This window comes from Salinispora vitiensis (assembly GCF_000378825.1).
GTDB lineage: Bacteria > Actinomycetota > Actinomycetes > Mycobacteriales > Micromonosporaceae > Micromonospora > Micromonospora vitiensis.
On record NZ_KB900388.1, the window covers coordinates 892,378 to 912,232 of the forward strand.

The following is a 19,855-nucleotide window of genomic DNA, read 5'->3' on the forward strand; positions in this document are numbered from 1 at the left end:
GCCACGGGCAACTAGCGACGAGCGGCGGTGGGCTGCCCCCGTGGTGCCCAATGTGCGTCGCGCCTAGCGGGCGTCGGCCGGCACCTCGACCTCGCGGTTGACCAGCATCGCGTAGTGCCCCCCCAGCTCCACCAACTCGGCGTGGGTGCCGCGTTCGACGATGGTGCCGGCATCCAGCACGATGATTTCGTCCGCGTCGCGGATCGTCGACAGCCGGTGCGCGATCGTGATCGTGGTACGACCGGCGCTGGCCGCGTCGATGGCCCGCGTGACGGCCTCCTCGGTCTGGTTGTCCAGGGAACTGGTCGCCTCGTCGAGCACCAGGATCGGCGGATCGCGCAGGACCGCCCGGGCGATCGCCAGGCGCTGCCGTTCCCCGCCGGAGAACCGGAAGCCCCGTTCGCCCACCACGGTCTGGTACCCGTTCGGCAGCGACAGCAGGTGCTCGTGGATATGTGCGATCTTGGCGGCCGCCACCAGCTCGTCGTCGGTCGCGTCGGGCCGGGCGAAGCGCAGGTTCTCGGCGACCGAGGTGTGGAACAGGTAGGTCTCCTGGAACACCATGCCGACCGTCGCCGCCAGCGTCTCCGCGGGTAGGTCCCGCACGTCGGTACCGTCGATTGTCACCCGTCCCGACGTCGGGTCGTACAGCCGCGGGATCAGGTAGCTGAGAGTGGTCTTGCCGGACCCGGTCTCACCGACGATCGCCAGGCTACGGCCGGCGGGGACCGCCACGTCGATGTCGCGCAGCGTGGGCTGGTCCGCACCCGGATAGGTGAAGCCGACCTGGTGGAGCCGGAGTTCCCCCCGCGGCTTCGCGAGGGGGGCGGAACCCGCTGACTCGTCGAGGTCGACGGGCAGGTCGAGGTACTCGAAGATCCGGCCGAACAGGACGAGCGAGGTCTGCACCTCCACGGCGACCTCCACCAGGGAGACCGCCGGCCGCAGCAGGGTCTGCTGCAAGGTGGTGAAGGCGACCAGGGTGCCGATGGAGATCGCCGCCTGACCACCGCGGCCGTTCAGTCCCGCCACCCAGTACGTCGCCGCCGGCATCGATGCCAACACGACCCAGGTTGTCGCCTGGGTCCAGCGACCGGCCAGGTGCGAGCGGATCTCCAGGTCGGACAGGAGTCGCGATTCCGCGGTGAAGGTGTCGGTCAGCGAGCGGGAGCGGCCCATCGTCCGGGCCAGCAGCACACCGCTGACGGAGAGCGATTCCTGCACGATCACGGTGATCGCGGCGGCCTGGCGTTGCCGCTCGCGGGTGATGCGGCGGCGCTGGTTGCCGACCCGTCGCCCGACCCAGACGAAGAACGGCACCAGCACCAGCGACACGATGGTGAGACGCCAGTCCAACACCAACATCCCAACAATCGTGGCCACGACCACGGTCACGTCGGAGACCAGCGTCGTCGCGGTGGTGGTCACGGTGGCCTGCATGTCGCCGATGTCGTTGGTGATCCGCGACTGCACCTCGCCGGAGCGGGTTCGGCTGAAGAAGGCCAGCGGCATCCGCTGCAGGCGTCCGTAGACGGCGGCGCGCAGATCATGCATCACCTGCTCGCCGACCTTCGTGGAGAGGTAGGTCTGCCAGACGACGACCGAGCTGTTCGCGATGGACGCGAGGAGCATGCAACCGGCGAGGACGGTGAGTAGACCCGTCCGGCCCTCCGGGAGGGCCACGTCCAGGATCTCTCGGATCAGGAACGGGTTGACCAGGAAGAACAGGGATGAGAGGCCGACCAGGCCGGCGACGATCACCAGGCTCCATCCATATGGGCGGAACAACCGGAGGATGCGCCGTACCGGCACATCAGGGGCGGTGGTGGTCACCCAGCCTCCTCGGTCGGCGCGGGCGGCACGGCGGGTCGTCCCGGTCGGTGGCCGTGGGTCGTCGTCAGGTAGCTGGGGCGCCGGGGCGCCGCGCCGGTCAGGGCCGGGCTCCGCCGGAGGCGACGTAGACGTCCCCGTCCTCGACCCGTACCTGGTAAGTGTCGACTGGTCGGGTAGCCGGGGGATTGGTCGGCTCACCGGTGCGCAGATCGAAGCAGGAGCCGTGCAGCCAGCACTCAATCGTGCCGTCGTACACGTCGCCCTCGGCGAGCGAAACCTCCGCGTGGGAACACCGGTCGTCGATCGCGTACACCCGTCCCCCACTCCGGACCACGGCCACCGCTCGGCCCTCGACCTTCACCTCGATCGCGCCTTCGGCCGGAAGCGCCGTCACCGGGCACACCTTGACGAAATCCATCGACCACTCCTCTCGACCACGTTTCGCTTCTGCCGGATGCCGGATGCCGGATGCCGGATGCCGGATGCCGGATGCCGGATGCCGGATGCCGGATGCCGGATGCCGGATGCCGGATGCCGGATTGCGGGGCTGGTCCGCCGGACGGGAGCCTTCCGCCACCTTGCGCGGCGGTCCTCAGGCCGGGGCCGAGCGGGAGTCGAAACCTGCTGGAGCCGTCGGCTCCCGCCGGTGACCAGGAAGAATGGATCAGGAATCAAGAAGCGTCGGGGTCGGACGGCCGTTAGCGTAGTGCTATGAACATCACCATTCACTCGAGCTTTCTGCCGCACGAGAATGCGGAGGCGTCGATCACCTTCTACCGGGAAGTCCTGGGCTTCGAGATTCGAAACGATGTCGGTTACGACGGGATGCGGTGGGTCACGGTGGGCCCGGCCGACCAGCCGCAGACCTCAATCGTGCTCCAGCCGCCGGCGGCCGACCCCGGGATCACCGACGGCGAGCGGCGCACGATCGAGGAGATGATGGCGAAGGGCACGTACGCCGGTGTTCTCCTCGCCGCCCGCAACCTCGACGAGGTGTTCGAGCGGGTGCAGGCCAGCGGAGCCGAGGTGGTGCAGGAGCCGATCGATCAGGACTACGGGGTCCGGGACTGCGCCTTCCGGGACCCGGCCGGCAATCTGATCCGGATTCAGCAGGCGGGTTGACCGCGGCGCGGAAGCGTCATTTCCCTCGTTGATCGCAAGCCCACTGATGCCAAGGAGGCCATCACCATCATGCTGCTGCCTGACATGATCACGCTCGGGGCAACCGACGCGCAGGCCGCACCCGCCTTTTATCAATCCGTGTTCGCGGCGACCGCCGTCGGCGGTCAGGACGAGCGGGTGGAGTTGGATCTGCACGGCGTGGCCCGGCTCGCCGTGTGCCCGATCGCGGAGCTGGCGGCCTCGGCGCAAGCGGAGCCCGTGGCGCCGAACTATCGCGGTTACGTCCTCAGCTATATCGTCAACCAGCCCGACGAGGTGCGGAGCATCCTGGACGCTGCCGCCCGGCACGGCGCGAGCGTTCTCAAACCGGCGAAGAAGGCCATGTTCGCCGGTTTCTCCGGCGCCTTTCAGGCTCCGGACGGTGCGGTCTGGAAACTGACCTCGGCGAAGGCGAAGGCGACCGGGCCAGCCGAGGAGACGCCAGTGCCGAATGAGGTCGGTATTCTCCTCGGCGTCGCCGCGACGAAGTCTGCCAAGTCCTTCTACGCGGCCCTGGGCATGGTGGTCGATCGGGACTACGGCAGCAAGTACATCGACTTCCAGCCCAGTCCGGCTGGCTGCCGGCTGGGCCTGATGGACGGAAAGGTACTGGCCAAGGACGTCGGCACCAAGGAGGACCGGGCCGACTTCCGGGCAGCGGCCTTCGAACGGATGGTGCCCTCGCCGGACGAGGTCGACTCCCTCCTGTCGGCAGTGACCGCTGCCGGTGGCCGGGTCGTCGCCCCGGCTGCGAAATCCGGGTCGGGAGTCTATGCCGGCTACTTCACCGATCCGGACGGTTTTCTGTGGAAGGTGACCTCCGGGTAGCGGCCGGGCTCGACCGGGCCAGTCCGCGCGGAACCGAGTCCGCCGGCCCGAGGTGTCGGCCGGCGGACTCGTTGCGTGTGCCGGTCAGCCGGCTTCCGGTGCTGGTAACGGATTCGCCTCGCAGTTGGCGTCAACGCCGGTGGTGGCGCTCGGCCGGGTGCCGTCCCGTAGGTAGGCGGTGACGTGGTTGTTGAGGCACTCGTTGGCGTTGGCGGTCAGGGACGCGCCGTGGAAGACGCCGCCGCGCTCTAGGACCAGCCGGGAGTTCGGGAACCGCCGGTGCACCTCGTGGGCGCCGGCCACCGGGGTGAGTGCGTCGTGTTCCGCCTGGATCAGCAGTATGTTCGCGTTCCGGTCGCCGACCTCCGTTGGCCGGCGGGCTGGCACCGGCCAGAACGCACACGGAGCGTTGTACCATGCGCTGTTCCAGGTCATGAAGCGGTCTCCGCGGTCGTACTGGCGGCTCAGGTCGGTGTGCCAGCGGTTCCAGCGCCGGGGCCAGTAGCCGTCGACGCACTGCACGGTGCGGTACGTGGCGTGGGTGTTCTGCGCCGCGAAGCCCGGCTCGCCACCGAAGTTCGCCCGTAGCCCGGCCGGGTCACCCCGCAGCACCCAGTCGGCCAGCACCTGCGCGTGGTAGGTCCAGACGTAGCTGCGATACACGTTCACCGCGAAGATGTCGCTGTACTCCGCCGGGCCGATCTGGCCGTCGATCGGCGCCTCCCGGAGTGCCGCCATGCCCTGGTAGTAGTTCGCCTCGACCGCCGCGGCCGTGTCGCCCAGGTGGTAGTACGAGTCGTGTTCGGCGATCCAGCTGAAGAAGATCTGCGCGCGCTGCTCGAAGGCCGCATTCGTACGGGACAGCGCGGCGTACCCGACTGTGCTTGGCTGCACCACACTGTCCAGGACCATCCGGCGCACCCGGTCCGGGAACAGGGAGGCGTAGACCGAGCCGAGGTAAGTGCCGTAGGAGTAGCCCAGATAGTTGATCTGCTCCTGACCGAGCGCGGCCCGGATGAGATCCATGTCCCGCGCGGTGTCGGTGGTCCGGAAGTGCCGGAGGGTGTCGCCGTACTTCTCGCCGCAGCTCTCCGCGTACGCGCGCGCCCGCTTCGTCCACACCTTTTCCTCAGTGCGACTGTCCGGAACGTAGTCGGGCCGTGCTTCGCCCGGATACAGGTAGGTGGGGTCGCAGGTGATCGACGGCTCGCTTCCCCCGACGCCGCGGGGGTCGAACCCGATCCAGTCGTAGGTCGAACCCACCTCGGTCGGCAGCCCGCTCCAGCCCTTGGCGAACCGGGTGGGCAGGTCCCGTCCGATGGTGCCGGGCCACTGCCCCCGGTTCAGCAGGACAACACCCTGGTACTCGGATTCCGGCGCGGTGTGCTTGGCCCGGGTGAGGGCCAGGGTGATCTTCTGGCCAGTCGGTCGGGAGTGGTCCAGCGGCACATCGAGCGAGCCGCACTCCAGCCCGACCAGGTAATCCTCCATCACCGGGTCGTCGTCCGGGCAGGGGGACCAGGAGATTGTGCCGGCCGACCGGGCGGTGCTGCCCACCGTCGGTGCCGCCCCGGCTGGGGCGACGGCGATGACCTGTGCCGTGAGGCCCAGTACGACTGCCGTCGCACCAGCGAAAAGTCTTTTCACTATTCCCCCAAACTGCTTGTGGGCTTGGTGCCCAACACCTGTTGAGTGCCTTACTCGTCAGCCGGATCATCCGGACTGTCGGGGTTTCATCGGCCGGCGGTCAGCGTTTCCATCCGCCGGACGGTGTCGGCCGGGGTCGGCAGCACGGCCAGCTCGGCGGCGAGGGCCTGCGCCTGCCGGGCATACCGGTGGTCGGCGAGTAGCTCTCGGCTGCGGGCGGCCAGTACGTCCGCCAGGTCGTGATCGGCCTGGGGGGGAGCGTGAACCGTCACGGCGGCCCCGAAGTCGGACAGAGCGTCGGCGATCGCTCTAGTGTGCGTATTCGGGGGAGTGATCACCTGCGGCACTCCCGCGGCGATGACGGCCATCGTGGTGGTGGCGCCGCCGTGGTGGACGGCCAGGTCACAGGTGGGTGCCACGGTGTCCAACGGGATCCAACCGATGCGGATGTCGTCCGCCGTCGCACCGAACTCCTCGGCGACCCGGGTGGGCGCCGCGATCACCACCTCGGCGTCCACGGCGGTGAGCTGTGCGGCGAGCCGCCGTAACGAGCGGCCGGCGAGCATGCGGTGGTGCGTTCCGGAGGTGATCAGCACCCGGGGGCGGCCCGGCGGACGGGTGTATGCCCACCGTTGGAGGCGGCGCTGGGGGTTCGTGGCCACGTAGCGCATGGGGTGTACGTCCGCAGCGGGCGACGACCGCAGCGACGGCGGGCTGACATCAACCACCAGGTCGGGTTTGGGTAGCCCGCTCAGACTCCGGCGGCTCAGCTCCGGCGTAAGCTCCTCCGCCGCCACCGGGTCGATCTCCGCCATCGGAATTCGCAGATACTCGATGTGCCGTACGAAGGGGACGTCCCGTGCCGCGGCGAGCAACCCTGCCGCGTAGCTCATCGAGCTACCGACGATGACGTCCGGCCTCCAGTCCTGTGCCAGCTCGCTCAGGCTCGCCAGCGTGGCGGCGGCCATCCGCCCCAGTCCGCGGCCGGTCACCACCAGCTCGTGCGGCGAGTCGACGGTGGCGAGGAAGCGCCGGATCGACGCCGATGTGATCGACACCCCGGGTAGGCCGACCGTCTCCACCGCGTCGATGAGCGGCTCGTTCGTGGCCACCAGTACTTCGTGCCCCGCGTTGCGTACCGCATGGGCCAGGGCGGCGATCGCGTAGACGGTGACGTGGCTGCCGGTGGTGAGGAAGAGGAACCTCATCGCCGGGTGGTGGTCTTCCGTGCGGTGCTGCCCGCCTCGGGGCGGCATTCGGTGACGAACTGGCCCGACGGGCTGTGGCCGGATGCCGTCACGGCGAGGCCGGCGCGCGCGGCGAGGTCCCGGAACTCGTCCAGGGTCCGGGGTTTGCCACCGGTCTGCACCATCATCAGTAGCCCGGCCGAGGCGGCGGACCGCCCCGGGGAGACCCCGCCGACCACGACCACGCGGCCGTGCGGTGCCGCGGCCTCGGCGCAGCGGGTGAGCAGTGCGACAGCCTGCTCGTCCGGCCAGTCCAGGAGCAGACGCTTGAGCAGATAGACATCGGCTCCGGCGGGCAGCGGGTCGAAGAAGCTCTGCCCCTGGACGGCGACCCGGTCGGCGACCCCCGCGGCCGCGAAGACCTCGGTGGACCGGGCGACCGTTCGGGGCAGGTCAACCAGGGTGCCGCGGACCGTCGGCCGGGCCCGCAGGATTTCGGCGAGCGTCTCGCCGGTCCCACCGCCCACGTCAACGACGTGGCCGACCTGAGCCCAGGTGTCGTCGAGGAGGACAGCCGGATCCGATGCCTCGCCGGCCCGTCGACCCATGTTCGCGTCGTAGCTGGCCGCGAGGTCGGAGTCGGCGTCGAGGTCGGCCCAGTAAGAGCGTCCGAAGACGGTCTGGTAACCGGGTTGTCCGGTCCGCACCGTCGCCAGCAGTCCGTTCCAGGCGGCGGCGCTGCGGCCACCGTGGCCGTCCAGCGCCAGTCCGCGCAGCCGGCCGGACCTCAGCAGGGAACGGGCCGCCTCGTTCAGGGCGAACCCGCCCTCGACCGGCTCTTCGAAGACGCCCTTGCCGACCAGGTGGCGCAGGACCCGGGCCAGGCAGTCCCGGTCACACTCGGTGCGGCGCGCGAGCTCTCCGATCTCGGTGACGCCAGCCGCCAGCTGCTCGGCCACGCCCAGGGTTACCACCACCCGTAGGCTCCACGGGGTCGCCAGGTCGCTGAGTGAGTCGACATCCACCTTTTCTGGCACTGAGTCGTCCCTCCACTGTTGGGGTGGCCCGCGCCGGCCCGCTTCGAGGCCATTATCAACGTGCGGTTGCTCGTTCGAGAACGTGTTCAATTCCGGTTTGTGGGCTCGCCCGCGGAAGCCGTTCGTCTGGGGACCGCGGTCAGTTGAACGTGGAGCACACCGCAACCGTGGAGTTGCGGCGGGTCGGACCGGATGTCAGGCTCCGTCCGAGATCGAGTACGTCCACACCGTCCAGCGGGTAAAAGCGTTTCGATACCCGCCCTGGGTGAAAGACGGTCGAGATGACAGACGTATACCGAGCGAGCCGACAGTGGGAACGCATTACTCGGCACTGGTTCACCGAGGACGCGGCAGGAGATCTCTCGCACTTCAAGTCGGAGCGGCCGAACCACAAGATGTCGTTGTGGGACCCCGAGGTGAACGGCGTGCGGTATCTCAAGACGCTGGTACACAATCTGGCGACCACACTTGATCCGGACGACTGGGCGCGGTTGCGTCGGACGGCCCGGCGTGAGGTGGGTGATCCGGTCGCGGTGCGGTGGCACGGAGTGCCGGTCTGCCTGGACTATCTGCAGGCCACGCTCGAGGTCGGGTTCATCGAGCGGAGCGTCGACCTGCGGGGCGCCCGGGTGCTCGAGATCGGAGCCGGCTACGGGCGGACCTGTCACACCCTGCTGTCGAACCATGACATCGCCGCGTACTGCATCGTGGATCTGCGTAGCACCATGCGGTTCAGCCGGCGCTATCTGCGGGCGGTCCTGGACGACGCTCAGTTCGCGAAGCTCCGTTTCGTCCCGGTGGAGGACGGGGACGTGGGGCTGGCCCTCAGCGAGAGCGATTTCGACCTCGGCATCAACATCAACTCCTTCGCCGAGATGACCCCGGAGACCGTACGCTGCTACCTCGATCTGATCGACCGTCGGTGCGCGGCCCTGTATGTGAAGAACCCTGTCGGCAAGTACCAGGATCGGAGCCTGGACGGGCACGTGGAGGGCGACGAGGCCCGCTGGCGGGCGATGGAGACCGGTCTACTCCGCCAGGTCCTGGATATCCATGACAACCAGGCGGTGCGGGCCGCCGTGCCGGGGTTCCTCGCGGCCTACCGGCCCGGCCCCGACTGGCGCGCCGTCAAGGACGCGTGGGCCGTGCCGTGGAGCTTCTACTGGCAGGCCGTCTACCGCCGGAAACGATCGGACAGCGGCGGCTGACCGGCCGGCCCCGCGATAAAGCCGGAGGGGCGCGACAACCTGCGAACAACCTGCGAACACCGGAGATCGGAGGAGCGGTGAACCGGGAGCCGGCGATGGGCAGTGACCCGCCCGTGGTGAGCGTACTGGGAGCGTCCGGCTACCTGGGCTCGGTCGTCACCGCCCGGTTGGCGCAGCTTCCGATCCGGCTGCGGGCCGCGTCACGTCGTCGTAGCCCGCTACCGGAGCAGATGGCGGCCGAGGTGGAGGTCTGCACCGGGGACCTCACCGAGACCGCATGCCTGGCCGATGCCGTCGCGGGCGCAGACGTCATCCTGCACCTGGGTAAACACAGCGGTGGGTGGCGTGACGCCGACACTCCGGAGGGTGAACGCGTCAACGTCGGCATCGTGCGCGACCTCATCGAGATTCTCCGCCGACGACCGCCGGCCCGGACCGCTCCGTTGGTAGTGTTCGCCGCGACCACGCTGCAGGTGGGACAGCCCCCGAAGTGGCCGATGACCGGCAGTGAACCGGACCACCCGGAGACCGCCTACGGCCGACAGAAACTGACCGCCGAACGGTTACTGAAGGCCGCCAGCGCGGCGTCGGTACTGCGCGGGGTCAGCCTGCGGCTGCCGACCGTGTTCGGGCAGAGCTCGCTGTCCCAGGTAGCTGATCAGGGCGTGGTGGTCACGATGGCCCGCCGGGCCCTCGCCGGTCAGCCGCTGACGATGTGGCATGACGGCACCGTTCGGCGGGACCTGGTGTATGTCGAGGATGCCGCGGACGCCTTCCTGGCCGCCATGCGCTGCCCGGATGCGCTGACCGGTCAACACTGGCTGGTGGGCTCTGGGCGCCCGGACACCCTGGGCGCGGTCTTCCGTACGGTCGCGAGGTCGGTCGCGGCGCAGACCGGCGAGCCGGCCGTACCGGTGGTCTCGGTGCCGGCGCCGGCCCACGCCCCCGTGATCGACTTTCAGAGCATGCAGATCGACCCGACGCCCTTCCAGCGGGTCTCGGGATGGTGCGCGCGCACGGAGCTTGCGGAGGCGGTGCATCGCACCGTTGCGGCCCTGCTCGACGGAAGTGACCGGCTCTAGGGGGATCAGGTGAAGGTCGAGAAGCTCGCGGTCCGGGGTGCGTTCAGGTTTACCCCCGAGGTTTTCGCCGACCGCCGTGGACTGTTCGTGTCACCATTCCAGCGAGCACCGTTCGCCGCGGCGAACGGCGGCCCTCTGTTGCCCGTCGCGCAGACCAATCACAGCGTGTCCCGACGAGGTGTGGTGCGTGGCGTCCACTACACCAGCGCTCCACCGGGTACGGCGAAGTACGTCTACTGTGCGGCCGGTGCGGCGATCGACATCGTCGTGGACGTCCGGGTCGGTTCACCGACATTCGGCCGTTGGGACGCGGTACGGCTGGATTCGCGGGAGTTCCGGGCGGTGTACTTCCCGGTCGGGGTCGGGCACGCCTTCGTGTCGCTCGCCGACGACACCATCATGTCCTACATGCTCACCGGGGCGTATGTCCCGGAGCACGAGCGGGTGGTCTCCGCCTTTGACCCCGCTCTGGGGCTGCCGATCCCCACGGACCTGGAACCGATCGTCTCCGACCGGGACCGGGCCGGTCCGACTCTGGCCGAGACCGTCGAGGCCGGCCTGCTCCCCGACTACCAGCAGTGCCAGGTGCTGGAGCAGCAGCTTTATCAGGTGGCCCAGTGATCGCCGCCGGGCCGGCTACCGGCCGGCTCCAGTGAAGGGAGGTGTCGGATGCCCGCTCTCATCCGGCTGGGAGTTCTGGGGTGTGCAAGCATCGCGCTCCGCCGGTTTCTGCCGGCATTGACCGAAGTGACGGGGATTGAGCTGAGAGCGGTCGCGAGCCGCGACCCCGCCCGGGCCCGTACGGTCGCCGAGCAGTTCGGATGCCGGGCAACCGACGGGTACGACGACTTGCTGGACCGGGCCGACATTGACGCGGTGTACATCCCACTGCCCACCGGGCTGCACGCGTACTGGGTGAGCCGGGCCCTGGCGGCCGGCAAGCATGTGCTCTCCGAAAAGCCGCTCACCAGTGACCATGTCACCGCCCGCAGGCTGGTGAACCAGGCGGAGCAGGCGGGACTCTGGCTACTGGAGAACTACATGTTTCTCCACCACCGTCAGCACGAGGTGGTCCGCGACCTTGTCGCTGCGGGCCGGATCGGCGCGACCCGGCTCCTCACCGCACGTTTCGGGATCCCGCCACTGGCTTCGACGAACTGGCGTTACCGCGGCGAGCTCGGCGGCGGTGCGCTGCTCGACGTCGGCGTCTATCCGCTGCGCGCCGCCACCTACTTCCTCGGCCCGGAGCTCGACGTCGTCGGCTCGGTGCTGCGGACGAGTCCGGTCCGCGGCGTTGACCTCGCCGGCCACGTCCTGCTGGCCACCCCGTCGGGCGTGACGGCCGAACTCTCCTTCGGCTTCGAGCACGCGTACCGATCCTGCTATTCGTTCTGGGGTGAACGGGCGCGACTCACCCTCGACCGGGCTTTCACTCCGCCGGCTACCCGGCAGCCGGTGATCCGGATCGAGGCCGACGGCCATGTCGAGGAGGTGCGGCTGGCCGCAGATCATCAGTTCCGGAACATCGCGGAGTTCTTCGCCCGGTCCGTGCTCGATGGTGCGGACTACCGGCCGCAGGCGAAAGCGATCAACCTGCAGGCGGAACTGATCGACAAGGTGCGCTCGCGCGCCGTGCGCGTCCCCGCGTCACACGCGGACGCCCGGAGCGGGTGGATCGGCTGACGGGCCGTGCACCGGCTGACGGGCCGTGCACCTGGTGCGGTGCTCGGGGAGGTTTTCCCGCATCTACCCCAGGCCTAGGTGGGACTACCGCGGCGGTTGGGCGGTGCTGCCGCGGGCGGCCATGAACTCCGCGACCATCGCCACGAACGCCTTCTTGTCGGTGTCCGGAAGGAAGAAGTACGGCGCGATGACCTCGGAGAGCCCGGGCCGTACGAAGGTCATCGGTTGGTCGCGTCGGTGGAGCGGCTCGATGACGCAGACATCCTCAGGGCGGGTGCCGCAGTAGGCCATGTCGGTGGCGACCGTGTACCACTGCTGTTCGGGCGCGATCAGACCGTACGCCCGGGCGACGGTCTGCTCCCGGAGGCAGCGGGGAGCATGACTGGCGGCAGTGATCTGCAGCACCCGGTGCACGCCGTGCGCGGCGAAGATACCGGCCGCGGTCTCCAACTCGGAGACCGTGTTGCCGGCCCGCGGCATGATGATGATGTCCCGCACCGCCTGCTGGAAGGCGGCCCGTTGCGGGCCGGACAGCTGGGCCAGGAGCGGGCGTAGCCGGGGAAACTCCTCGAGCCGGGCGAGGTTCGCCAGGAAGAATCGTTTCGTGTACGCGCCCTCGCTGATGCCGTCGCGCTGGGACAGGCCGCTGCCGATGACGACACAGCTGAGCGCGTGATCACGGCTTAGGGTCAGGACTTCCCGCGCCAGCGTGGCCGCGTCGCCCAACCTGTCGTCCCGGGGGCGACCAAGGACCAGGTCCTCCCACGCCTCCGTCTCGAGGTGACGACTGTGCAGCAGGACGCCCACCTTCGTGGTCAATACGGAGCTCCTCCGGTGTGGGCCTGCTGGTGTGGTTCAGGATAGCCAGCGTCGATCCCTGGTCGGGGCGGCGGACGGCCGGGGCCAAGGCTCCCCGCCAAGGCCCGGCCCCGGCTATCGGCTGGCGACCAGCTTCTCGACCGTGTGCACGACCTCGGCGGGCGGGGGAAGGTCGGCGACCCCGGCGGCCAGGAACCGCGCGCGTTCGGTGAACCGGGGGTCGGCGAGGATTCGCCGGCAACCCGCGGCGATCGCCTCGACCGCCGCCCGGTCACCGTCCGGGGGCACCGGGGCGGCGGTCAGGCCCGCGCCGACGTCGGTGAGGGCCTTCGCGACGGACCGGGAGTAGTCGTTGTCGGGGACGACCAGCTGCGGTGCGCCGGCGTTCAGCACCGTCATCGTGGTGGCCGCCCCGCCGTGGTGTACCGCCAGATCACAGGTGGGGGCGACGACATCCAACGGTACCCAGCCGACCCGGACATCGCGGAACTGCCCGCCGAACTCCGCGGCGGCGCGCTCCGGAGCCGCGATCACCACCTCGGCGCCGGCCGCGAGGAGCTGGTCCACCAGATGTCGGATAACGCTGCTGCGCGCATGCAGGAAGAGGTTGCGCGTACCTGCGGTAACCAGCACCCGCGGGCGGTCGGCGGGCCGGGTGTACATCCATGGCTGCAGGCAACCCTGCCGGTTCTTCGGAATCCAGCGCATCGGCCGGGCGCCGGGGGTAGGCGACGGCCGGAGGCCCGGCGGGCAGACGTCGATGAACAGGTCGGCCGCCGGTGGCCCGCTCAGGCCCAGCCGCTCCAGGTCGGGGATGATTCCCGGCTCTGGCCGCAGCGGCACGATGTCCCAGTAGTGGCGCACGTACAGCGCCCGGGTCTCCACGGCGACGAGGCCGGGGACGTATGACAGGCCACCGACCACCACATCGGGCGGCCACTGCCCCGCCAACTCCAGCAGGGCCCGCAACCGGGCCGCGGGCTTACCCGGATGGGGCGTCGGGACCGCCGGCAACCCGATCGCCGCCGCGGTCTCCAGTAGCGGTTCGTCGGCGGTCAGCAGGATCTCGTGGCCGGCGTTCCGGGCCGCGGTCGCCAGTGGGGCGATGCAGAACACGGTGGACTGGCTACCCCCGACGGTGAACATGAACTTCATCGATTTGAGGTGCTTTCTAGGAGGTGGCGAAAGGGCGGGTGGGGCTCGGGCGGAGCCGGTTGGTGAGCTCCGGTCCGTGGGAGATCGCGCAGCGCACGATGCTGCAGATTCGGTCGATGTCCGCCGCGCCGACCGCCGGGCCGGTCGGCAGGGCGAGGACCTGCTCCGCGAGGCGTTCGGTGTGCGGCAGGGAGACCGGCCGCTGGGACCGATAGGGCTCCAGCTGGTGACAGCCCGGGGAGAAATAGCGCTGCGCGCCCGCATTCTCCGCTCGGAGAATCCGCATCACCAGGTCGCGATGGATGCCGGTCACCGCTTCGTCGATCCTGAGGATGACGTACTGCCAGTTGGGTTCCTGGGCCTCGTCGAAGTCGACGACAGTCAGGCCGCCCAGTCCGCGCAGCGCAGCACGGTAGCGCGCGTGGTTGGCCCGATTGTGGCGCACCGTGGTGGCCATCGCGTCCAGCGAGGTCAGTCCCATCGCCGCGGATGCCTCGGTCATCTTGGCGTTGGTGCCGACCCCCACGCTACGGCCGTCGGCGGTGATCCCGAAGGTACGCAGCGCGCGAAGCTCCCCGGCGAGAGCGTCGTCGTTGGTTGCCACCGCACCGCCCTCGAAGCAGTTGACCACCTTGGTGGCGTGGAAACTGAACATCTCCGCGCTACCGAAACCACCGATCCGGCGGCCCTGGTGGCTGCACGCCAGTGCGTGCGCCGCGTCGAAGACGAGCGTGAGGCCGTGCGCGGCAGCTACCTTCTCCAGCTCACCCGCCGGGCTGGGCCGTCCCCAGAGATGAACCCCGACGATGCCTGAGGTGCGTGGGGTTAGCACCGTCTCCACCCGCTGCGGGTCGAGGCATCCGGTCTCCGGATCGATGTCGGCGAAGACCGGCGTCAGCCCCAGCATCGAGGCGGCATGTGCGGTGGCCACATAGGTCATCGCGGGCATGATCACCTCGCCGGTGAGCCCGGTGGCGCGGTAGAGCAGTTGCAGCGCCATGGTGCCGCTGCAGGTCGCCACGCAGTGCCGTACGCCCGCCAGCGCCGCGATGCGTTCCTCGAACTCCCGGACCAGGGCGCCATTGGTGAGCCACTTGTTGTCCAACGCGGTGTGCAGCCGCTCGAACAACCGCGACCGCTCTCCCACGCTGGGCGTTCCCACCTGCAGCATCTGCGGGAACGTCGGAGTCCCGCCGAGAATGGCGAGATCAGCGACCGTGTCTTTCACGCGCGGGCCTCCAAAGCCGTACGACCTGTCGGACGAGCACCGTCGCGCACCGTGCTCGTACCCCGGTGGAGCCCGGCTGGTGGCGTGCGGAGGCGGGCGGTGTGGTGGACCCGCTCCACCGCCGTTCCAGTGGAGCTCCACCCGGGGTCGGCCGTCTCCGGCGAGGCTCGCAGACATGAGAATCCTCGTGACCGGGGGAGCCGGCTTCGTCGGCTCGCAGTACGTACGCAACCTCCTCGACGGCGTCTATCCGGGGTACGAGGACGCGGAGATCACCGTCCTGGACCTCCTCACGTACGCGGGGCGCCGGGCGAACCTGCCGGCTGCCGACCGTCGGCTGACCTTCGTCCGGGGCGACATCGGTAACCGGGAACTCCTTCTTGACCTGCTGCCGGGGCAGGACGCGGTCGTCCACTTCGCGGCCGAAAGCCACGTGGACCGGTCACTACAGGACGCGTCGCCGTTCCTGACGACCAACGTGCTGGGTACCCAGACCCTGTTGGAGTGCTGCCTGCGTCTCGGCATCGAACGGATCGTGCAGGTCTCGACGGACGAGGTCTACGGCACCATCGCGGAAGGCGCCTGGACGGAGGAGCATCCGCTCCGGCCGAACTCCCCGTACGCCGCCTCGAAGGCCGCGGCCGATCTGCTCGCCCGTGCCTATCACCGCTCCCACGGGTTGCCGGTGGTGATCACTCGCTGCACCAATAACTATGGGCCGTACCAGCACGTCGAGAAGGTGATCCCGCGGTTCGTCACTAACCTGCTGACCGGCCAGCCGGTGCCGCTCTACGGAGATGGCCAGAATGTCCGGGAGTGGCTGCACGTCGCGGACCACTGCCGCGGGGTGCAGCTGGCGTTGGAGCAGGGGCGCCCGGGTGAGATCTACCACCTCAGTGGTGGAGTCGAGCTGACCAACCGAGAGCTCACCGCACTCCTCGTGGAACTCTGCGGGGCCAGCTGGGACGCGGTCCGGTTCGTCGCCGACCGGTTGGGACACGACCGGCGCTACCGCCTCGACGACGGCAAGGCCCGGCACGAACTCGGCTATGCCCCGCAGGTGTCGTTCGAATCGGGCCTGGCCGCGGTCGTGAACTGGTACCGCGACAACCGCGACTGGTGGGCGGAGCATGCCCGCGGCACACGACCAGACCGGGAGAGTGCCGGCTCGAGCATGGCGGTGCCCCGGTGAGCGCACCAAGGGTGGTGATCACGGGCCTCGGCGTAGTGGCGCCGGGTGGGGTGGGTACGAAGGCGTTCTGGCACCTAATCACCGCCGGCCGGACCGCGACCCGGCCGATCACCGCTTTCGACGCTGCCGCGTTCCGGTCGCGGATCGCCGCCGAGGTGGACTTCGAGCCGGCGCAGGCGGATCTGTCCCACCGAGAGCGTCGCCGACTGGACCGAGCCGCCCAGTTCGCCCTGGTCGCGACGAGGGAGGCGATCGCCGACAGTGGCCTGGAGCCGGACCGGTTCGATCCCACCCGGGTCGGGGTGAGTCTCGGCACCGCCGTCGGCGCCACCTGCAACCTGGAGTCCGAGTATCTCGCCCTCAGCGACACCGGTCGGGACTGGGTCCTGGACCACCGGTATGCCAGCCCACACCTCTACGACTACTTCATGCCCGGCTCGATGGCGGCGGAAATCGCCGCGGAGTGCAACGCCCAGGGGCCGGCAACCGTGGTCTCGGCGGGATGCACCTCCGGCCTGGACGCGGTCGGCCACGCGGCCGATCTGCTCCGGGAGGGCGCTGCCGACGTGATGGTCACCGGCGGTACCGACGCGCCGATCTCGCCGATCACGGTCGCCTGTTTCGACGCCATCCGGGCTACCTCGCCGAGCAACGACGATGCCGCACACGCGTTGCGGCCCTTTGACCGCACCCGGAACGGCTTCGTCCTCGGCGAGGGCGCCGCCACGCTGGTGCTGGAGACCGAGGAGCACGCGCGGGCCCGCGGCGCCCGGATCTATGCCGAGATCGCCGGCTTCGCCTCACGGAGTAACGCCTACCACATGACCGGCCTGCGGCCCGACGGCGCCGAGATGGCCGCCGCCATCACCGCCGCCCTGGCCGAGAGCCGGCGCTCGCCCCAGTCCGTTGACTACGTCAACGCCCACGGCACAGCGACCAAACAAAACGATCGACATGAGACGGCCGCGCTGAAACGGGCGCTCGGTCCGCACGCGTACCGGACCCCGGTCAGCTCGATCAAGTCGATGATCGGTCATTCGCTCGGTGCCATCGGCTCGATCGAGATCGCCGCCTGCACCCTCGCCGTCGACCAGGGTGTTGTCCCACCCACCGCGAACCTGCGCGAGCCGGATCCGGAGCTCGACCTGGACTACGTCCCGCTACACGCCCGGGAGCAGCGGCTCGACACGGTGTTGAGCGTCGGCAGCGGCTTCGGCGGTTTTCAGAGCGCGATCGTCCTCACCCGGTTGGGCACGGGCCCGGCATGACCACCGCGGTGATCACCGGCATCGGCGTCGCGGCGCCGAACGGCGCCGGGACCGAGAACTTCTGGGCCGCGACGCTCCGCGGCGAATCCGGCATCGGCCCCGTCCGCCGCTTTGACGCACGGGGCTATCCGGCTCGACTGGGTGGCGAGATCGACGACTTTGACCCGGCTGAGCACCTGCCCCACCGGCTGCTACCGCAGACCGACCGGATGACCCAGCTCGCCCTCACGGCGTCGGCCTGGGCGTTGGCCGACGCCGGGGTGGAGCCGGGCACCTACGACCCGGGCGAGACCGGGGTGACGATGGCCGGTGCGTTCGGCGGCTTCGAGTACGGCCAGCGGGAGTTGGAGAACCTCTGGCGTTCCGGCCCGGAGCGCGTCAGTGTCTACATGTCGTTTGCCTGGTTCTACGCCGTCAACACTGGGCAGCTGTCCATCCGGCACGCCATGCGTGGCCCGGCCGGCGTCGTCGTCGGTGACCAGGCCGGCGGGCTCGACGCGGTGGCGCAGGCCCGGCGCAACATCCGCAAGGGGGCACGGCTGATGCTCTCCGGCGGCTTCGACAGCTCGTTCTGCCCATACGGGTGGGTCGCCCGGATCAGCGACGGGACGCTGAGCACCGACGAGGATCCGCGTACCGCCTATCTTCCCTTCGACCGCCGTGCCCGGGGTCAGGTCCCCGGTGAGGGGGGTGCGGTCCTGGTGGTCGAGGAGGCCGCCGCGGCCCGCCGTCGCGGTACCCGGATCTACGGGGAGATCGCCGGGTACGCCGCGACGTTCGACGCCGCGGCCCGGTACGGCGGTGAGCGGGGTCTGGGCCGTGCGGTGGAGGCCGCTCTCGCCGATGCGGGGGTGACTGCCCGGGAGGTCGGGGTGGTCTTCGCGGACGGCTCCGGTTGGCCGGCCGACGACCGTGCCGAGGCCGAGACCATCGCGGCTGTCTTCGGTCCGCAGGGGGTGCCGGTCACGGTCCCGAAGACCATGACTGGACGGATGAGCTCCGGCGGCGCCCCGGTCGACCTCGCGGGTGCGCTGCTGGCGATGCGAGATGGGCTCATCCCGCCGACGGTCAATGTGCGAACGGTGGCGCCGGGAGCGCGGCTGGATCTCGTCACCGGTGTGCCCCGGCCATGGCAGCCGGGACCTGCGTTGGTGCTGGCCCGGGGCCGGGGCGGCTTCAACTCCGCCATGGTGCTCCGGCCTGGCACCGCGGCCCCCGGCCGCACCGGAGCAGCCGGAGTCACCGGCCGCGAAATACCCACCCGATCAGGAGGGAAACGGCATGCAGCAGATGACACTGTCGGCCCTGGAGGAGATCATGCATAGGTGCGCGGGGGACGACGAGTCCACGGAATCGTTCCAGCAGGCCCCCGAACGGGCCTTCGCTGACCTCGGCTACGACTCCCTCGCGCTCCTGGAGACCCAGAGCGTGATCCGGCGCGAGTACGGCGTTGACCTCTCCGAGCAGGCGGTGAGCGCGGCGGAGACGCCGCAGCAGCTGGTTGACCTCGTGAACCGATGGCTGTCGGCCGCCTGACCGGCCCGGTGGCCCTGCTGATGCCGGGCCAGAGCGCCCAGTACCAGGGGATGGGTACCGGGCTGTACCGCGACGTACCGGCATTCGCGGGGGTGATGGACGAGCTGTTCCTGCTGATGGGGGCGGCCGGAGACGAGCTCCGCTCGGACTGGCTCGCCGCTTCACCCCGGGTGCCGATCGATCATGCCGATCGCTCCCAGCCGCTGCTTTTCGCGATCGACTATGCGCTGGGCCGGCTCCTGCTGGACTGGGGACTGCGGCCGGCAGTTCTACTCGGGCACAGCATCGGGGAACTGGCCGCGGCGACCCTGGCCGGGATCTTCGACCCGGCCAGCGCGGTCCGGATCGTGCGGCATCGGGTTGGCCGGTTCGCCACGGTGCCGGCGGGCGGGATGGCCGCCGTCGCCGCGTCCCGGGACCAGGTGCAGCCCCATCTCCGGCCGGGGGTCGACATCGGTGCGGTCAACGCGCCCCGACAGACCGTGATCGCGGGTGCGGCCGAGCCACTGCGGACCACCTTGGACGCGCTCCGCCGTGCGGGTTACACCTGGGCGCCGGTGCCGTCAACGGTGCCGTTCCACAGCGAGCTGCTCCGTCCGGTGGCCGTCGCAGCCGGCCCGTTGCTGGCCAGCCTGCCGGCCAGGCCGCCACAGATACCCCTGGTTTCCGGGTACACCGCCGGCTACCTGACCGACGCCGAGGCGCGGGATCCCGGGTACTGGGCGCGTCATCCGGTGGACCCGGTGCTGTTCTGGCCGGCCCTGACGACCCTGGCGGACGCCGGGCCGCAGCTGCTGGTCGAGTGTGGCCCGGGCAACGGCCTGGCGACACTCGCGCGGCGGCTGCCGCAGGTTCGCTCCGGGCACAGCGAGGTGCTTGCGCTGCTCGGCCCGCCGGCGGGCCCGTACCGGGAGGCCGAGCAGCTCGCCGCCGCCGCTGCCCGCCTCGGGCTTTCTCCGCCCTGACCCCGGCTTTCTCCGAACACCAGCCA

The 19,855-nt window shown here is 69.9% G+C and carries 19 protein-coding genes; 11 read left to right on the forward strand and 8 right to left on the reverse strand.

Annotated elements, in window-relative coordinates:
* Nucleotides 1–63: 63 nt before the first annotated feature.
* Nucleotides 64–1,833: an ABC transporter ATP-binding protein gene (locus SALPAC2_RS0104065; protein WP_018215363.1), complete on the reverse strand. Its 1,770-nt coding sequence runs from the start codon at nucleotides 1,831–1,833 to the stop codon at nucleotides 64–66.
* Nucleotides 1,834–1,930: 97 nt separating this feature from the next.
* Nucleotides 1,931–2,251 (reverse strand): non-heme iron oxygenase ferredoxin subunit, encoded by a 321-nt coding sequence (locus tag SALPAC2_RS0104070; RefSeq protein WP_018215364.1) that lies wholly within the window; start codon nucleotides 2,249–2,251, stop codon nucleotides 1,931–1,933.
* 293 nt (nucleotides 2,252–2,544) lie between these two features.
* Here SALPAC2_RS0104070 and SALPAC2_RS0104075 point away from each other — a divergent pair, with 293 nt between their 5' ends.
* Complete coding sequence (locus tag SALPAC2_RS0104075; RefSeq protein ID WP_018215365.1) at nucleotides 2,545–2,955, forward strand: VOC family protein; 411 nt, start codon at nucleotides 2,545–2,547, stop codon at nucleotides 2,953–2,955.
* A gap of 69 nt (nucleotides 2,956–3,024) precedes the next feature.
* Entirely contained in the window at nucleotides 3,025–3,822 is a 798-nt protein-coding gene (locus tag SALPAC2_RS0104080; RefSeq protein ID WP_018215366.1) for a VOC family protein, read from the forward strand.
* Nucleotides 3,823–3,906: 84 nt separating this feature from the next.
* Here the strand turns inward: SALPAC2_RS0104080 and SALPAC2_RS0104085 are convergent, their stop codons facing one another.
* The 3 genes from SALPAC2_RS0104085 to SALPAC2_RS0104095 all read right to left on the reverse strand — a co-directional run bounded on the left by SALPAC2_RS0104085 (nucleotide 3,907) and on the right by SALPAC2_RS0104095 (nucleotide 7,681).
* A complete protein-coding gene (locus tag SALPAC2_RS0104085) occupies nucleotides 3,907–5,469 on the reverse strand; it encodes an alpha/beta hydrolase (protein WP_026184396.1) in 1,563 nt (520 codons plus the stop codon).
* Nucleotides 5,470–5,555: 86 nt separating this feature from the next.
* Entirely contained in the window at nucleotides 5,556–6,677 is a 1,122-nt protein-coding gene (locus SALPAC2_RS0104090; RefSeq protein ID WP_018215368.1) for a nucleotide disphospho-sugar-binding domain-containing protein, read from the reverse strand.
* Nucleotides 6,674–7,681: a methyltransferase gene (locus tag SALPAC2_RS0104095; RefSeq protein ID WP_018215369.1), complete on the reverse strand. Its 1,008-nt coding sequence runs from the start codon at nucleotides 7,679–7,681 to the stop codon at nucleotides 6,674–6,676. Before SALPAC2_RS0104095 ends, SALPAC2_RS0104090 begins: the two co-directional genes overlap by 4 nt.
* Before the next feature lie 293 nt (nucleotides 7,682–7,974).
* On the opposite strand from SALPAC2_RS0104095, the gene SALPAC2_RS0104100 reads away from it, so the two are divergent.
* The 4 genes from SALPAC2_RS0104100 to SALPAC2_RS0104115 all read left to right on the forward strand — a co-directional run bounded on the left by SALPAC2_RS0104100 (nucleotide 7,975) and on the right by SALPAC2_RS0104115 (nucleotide 11,666).
* The gene (locus SALPAC2_RS0104100) at nucleotides 7,975–8,901 is read left to right on the forward strand and encodes a putative sugar O-methyltransferase (RefSeq protein ID WP_018215370.1); all 927 of its coding nucleotides are present in this window, start codon (nucleotides 7,975–7,977) and stop codon (nucleotides 8,899–8,901) included.
* A gap of 95 nt (nucleotides 8,902–8,996) precedes the next feature.
* On the forward strand, nucleotides 8,997–9,983 hold the full coding sequence (locus tag SALPAC2_RS0104105; RefSeq protein ID WP_026184397.1) for an NAD-dependent epimerase/dehydratase family protein: 987 nt from the start codon (nucleotides 8,997–8,999) through the stop codon (nucleotides 9,981–9,983).
* A 9-nt stretch (nucleotides 9,984–9,992) separates the two neighbouring features.
* Nucleotides 9,993–10,604 (forward strand): dTDP-4-dehydrorhamnose 3,5-epimerase family protein, encoded by a 612-nt coding sequence (locus SALPAC2_RS0104110; RefSeq protein ID WP_018215372.1) that lies wholly within the window; start codon nucleotides 9,993–9,995, stop codon nucleotides 10,602–10,604.
* A gap of 48 nt (nucleotides 10,605–10,652) precedes the next feature.
* Nucleotides 10,653–11,666: a Gfo/Idh/MocA family protein gene (locus SALPAC2_RS0104115; protein ID WP_018215373.1), complete on the forward strand. Its 1,014-nt coding sequence runs from the start codon at nucleotides 10,653–10,655 to the stop codon at nucleotides 11,664–11,666.
* 84 nt (nucleotides 11,667–11,750) lie between these two features.
* Here SALPAC2_RS0104115 and SALPAC2_RS0104120 read toward each other — a convergent pair whose 3' ends face one another.
* The 3 genes from SALPAC2_RS0104120 to SALPAC2_RS0104130 all read right to left on the reverse strand — a co-directional run bounded on the left by SALPAC2_RS0104120 (nucleotide 11,751) and on the right by SALPAC2_RS0104130 (nucleotide 14,868).
* Nucleotides 11,751–12,485: a YdcF family protein gene (locus SALPAC2_RS0104120; protein WP_018215374.1), complete on the reverse strand. Its 735-nt coding sequence runs from the start codon at nucleotides 12,483–12,485 to the stop codon at nucleotides 11,751–11,753.
* Between the two features lie 114 nt (nucleotides 12,486–12,599).
* Nucleotides 12,600–13,631, reverse strand: a complete 1,032-nt coding sequence (locus SALPAC2_RS0104125; RefSeq protein ID WP_026184398.1) for a glycosyltransferase — start codon at nucleotides 13,629–13,631, stop codon at nucleotides 12,600–12,602.
* A gap of 25 nt (nucleotides 13,632–13,656) precedes the next feature.
* Nucleotides 13,657–14,868, reverse strand: coding sequence for a DegT/DnrJ/EryC1/StrS family aminotransferase (locus SALPAC2_RS0104130; RefSeq protein WP_018215376.1), 1,212 nt, complete (start codon nucleotides 14,866–14,868; stop codon nucleotides 13,657–13,659).
* A gap of 175 nt (nucleotides 14,869–15,043) precedes the next feature.
* On the opposite strand from SALPAC2_RS0104130, the gene rfbB reads away from it, so the two are divergent.
* The 5 genes from rfbB to SALPAC2_RS0104155 are packed head-to-tail and all read left to right on the forward strand — an operon-like array spanning nucleotide 15,044 to nucleotide 19,829.
* Nucleotides 15,044–16,060, forward strand: a complete 1,017-nt coding sequence (gene rfbB, locus SALPAC2_RS0104135; RefSeq protein WP_018215377.1) for a dTDP-glucose 4,6-dehydratase — start codon at nucleotides 15,044–15,046, stop codon at nucleotides 16,058–16,060.
* Nucleotides 16,057–17,328, forward strand: coding sequence for a beta-ketoacyl-[acyl-carrier-protein] synthase family protein (locus SALPAC2_RS0104140; protein WP_026184399.1), 1,272 nt, complete (start codon nucleotides 16,057–16,059; stop codon nucleotides 17,326–17,328). The genes rfbB and SALPAC2_RS0104140 overlap by 4 nt, the downstream gene beginning before the upstream one ends.
* Entirely contained in the window at nucleotides 17,325–18,653 is a 1,329-nt protein-coding gene (locus SALPAC2_RS0104145; protein WP_018215379.1) for a ketosynthase chain-length factor, read from the forward strand. The genes SALPAC2_RS0104140 and SALPAC2_RS0104145 overlap by 4 nt, the downstream gene beginning before the upstream one ends.
* A complete protein-coding gene (locus SALPAC2_RS0104150) occupies nucleotides 18,619–18,864 on the forward strand; it encodes an acyl carrier protein (protein WP_018215380.1) in 246 nt (81 codons plus the stop codon). The genes SALPAC2_RS0104145 and SALPAC2_RS0104150 overlap by 35 nt, the downstream gene beginning before the upstream one ends.
* Nucleotides 18,846–19,829, forward strand: coding sequence for an acyltransferase domain-containing protein (locus SALPAC2_RS0104155; protein WP_018215381.1), 984 nt, complete (start codon nucleotides 18,846–18,848; stop codon nucleotides 19,827–19,829). Before SALPAC2_RS0104150 ends, SALPAC2_RS0104155 begins: the two co-directional genes overlap by 19 nt.
* Nucleotides 19,830–19,855: the final 26 nt, after the last annotated feature.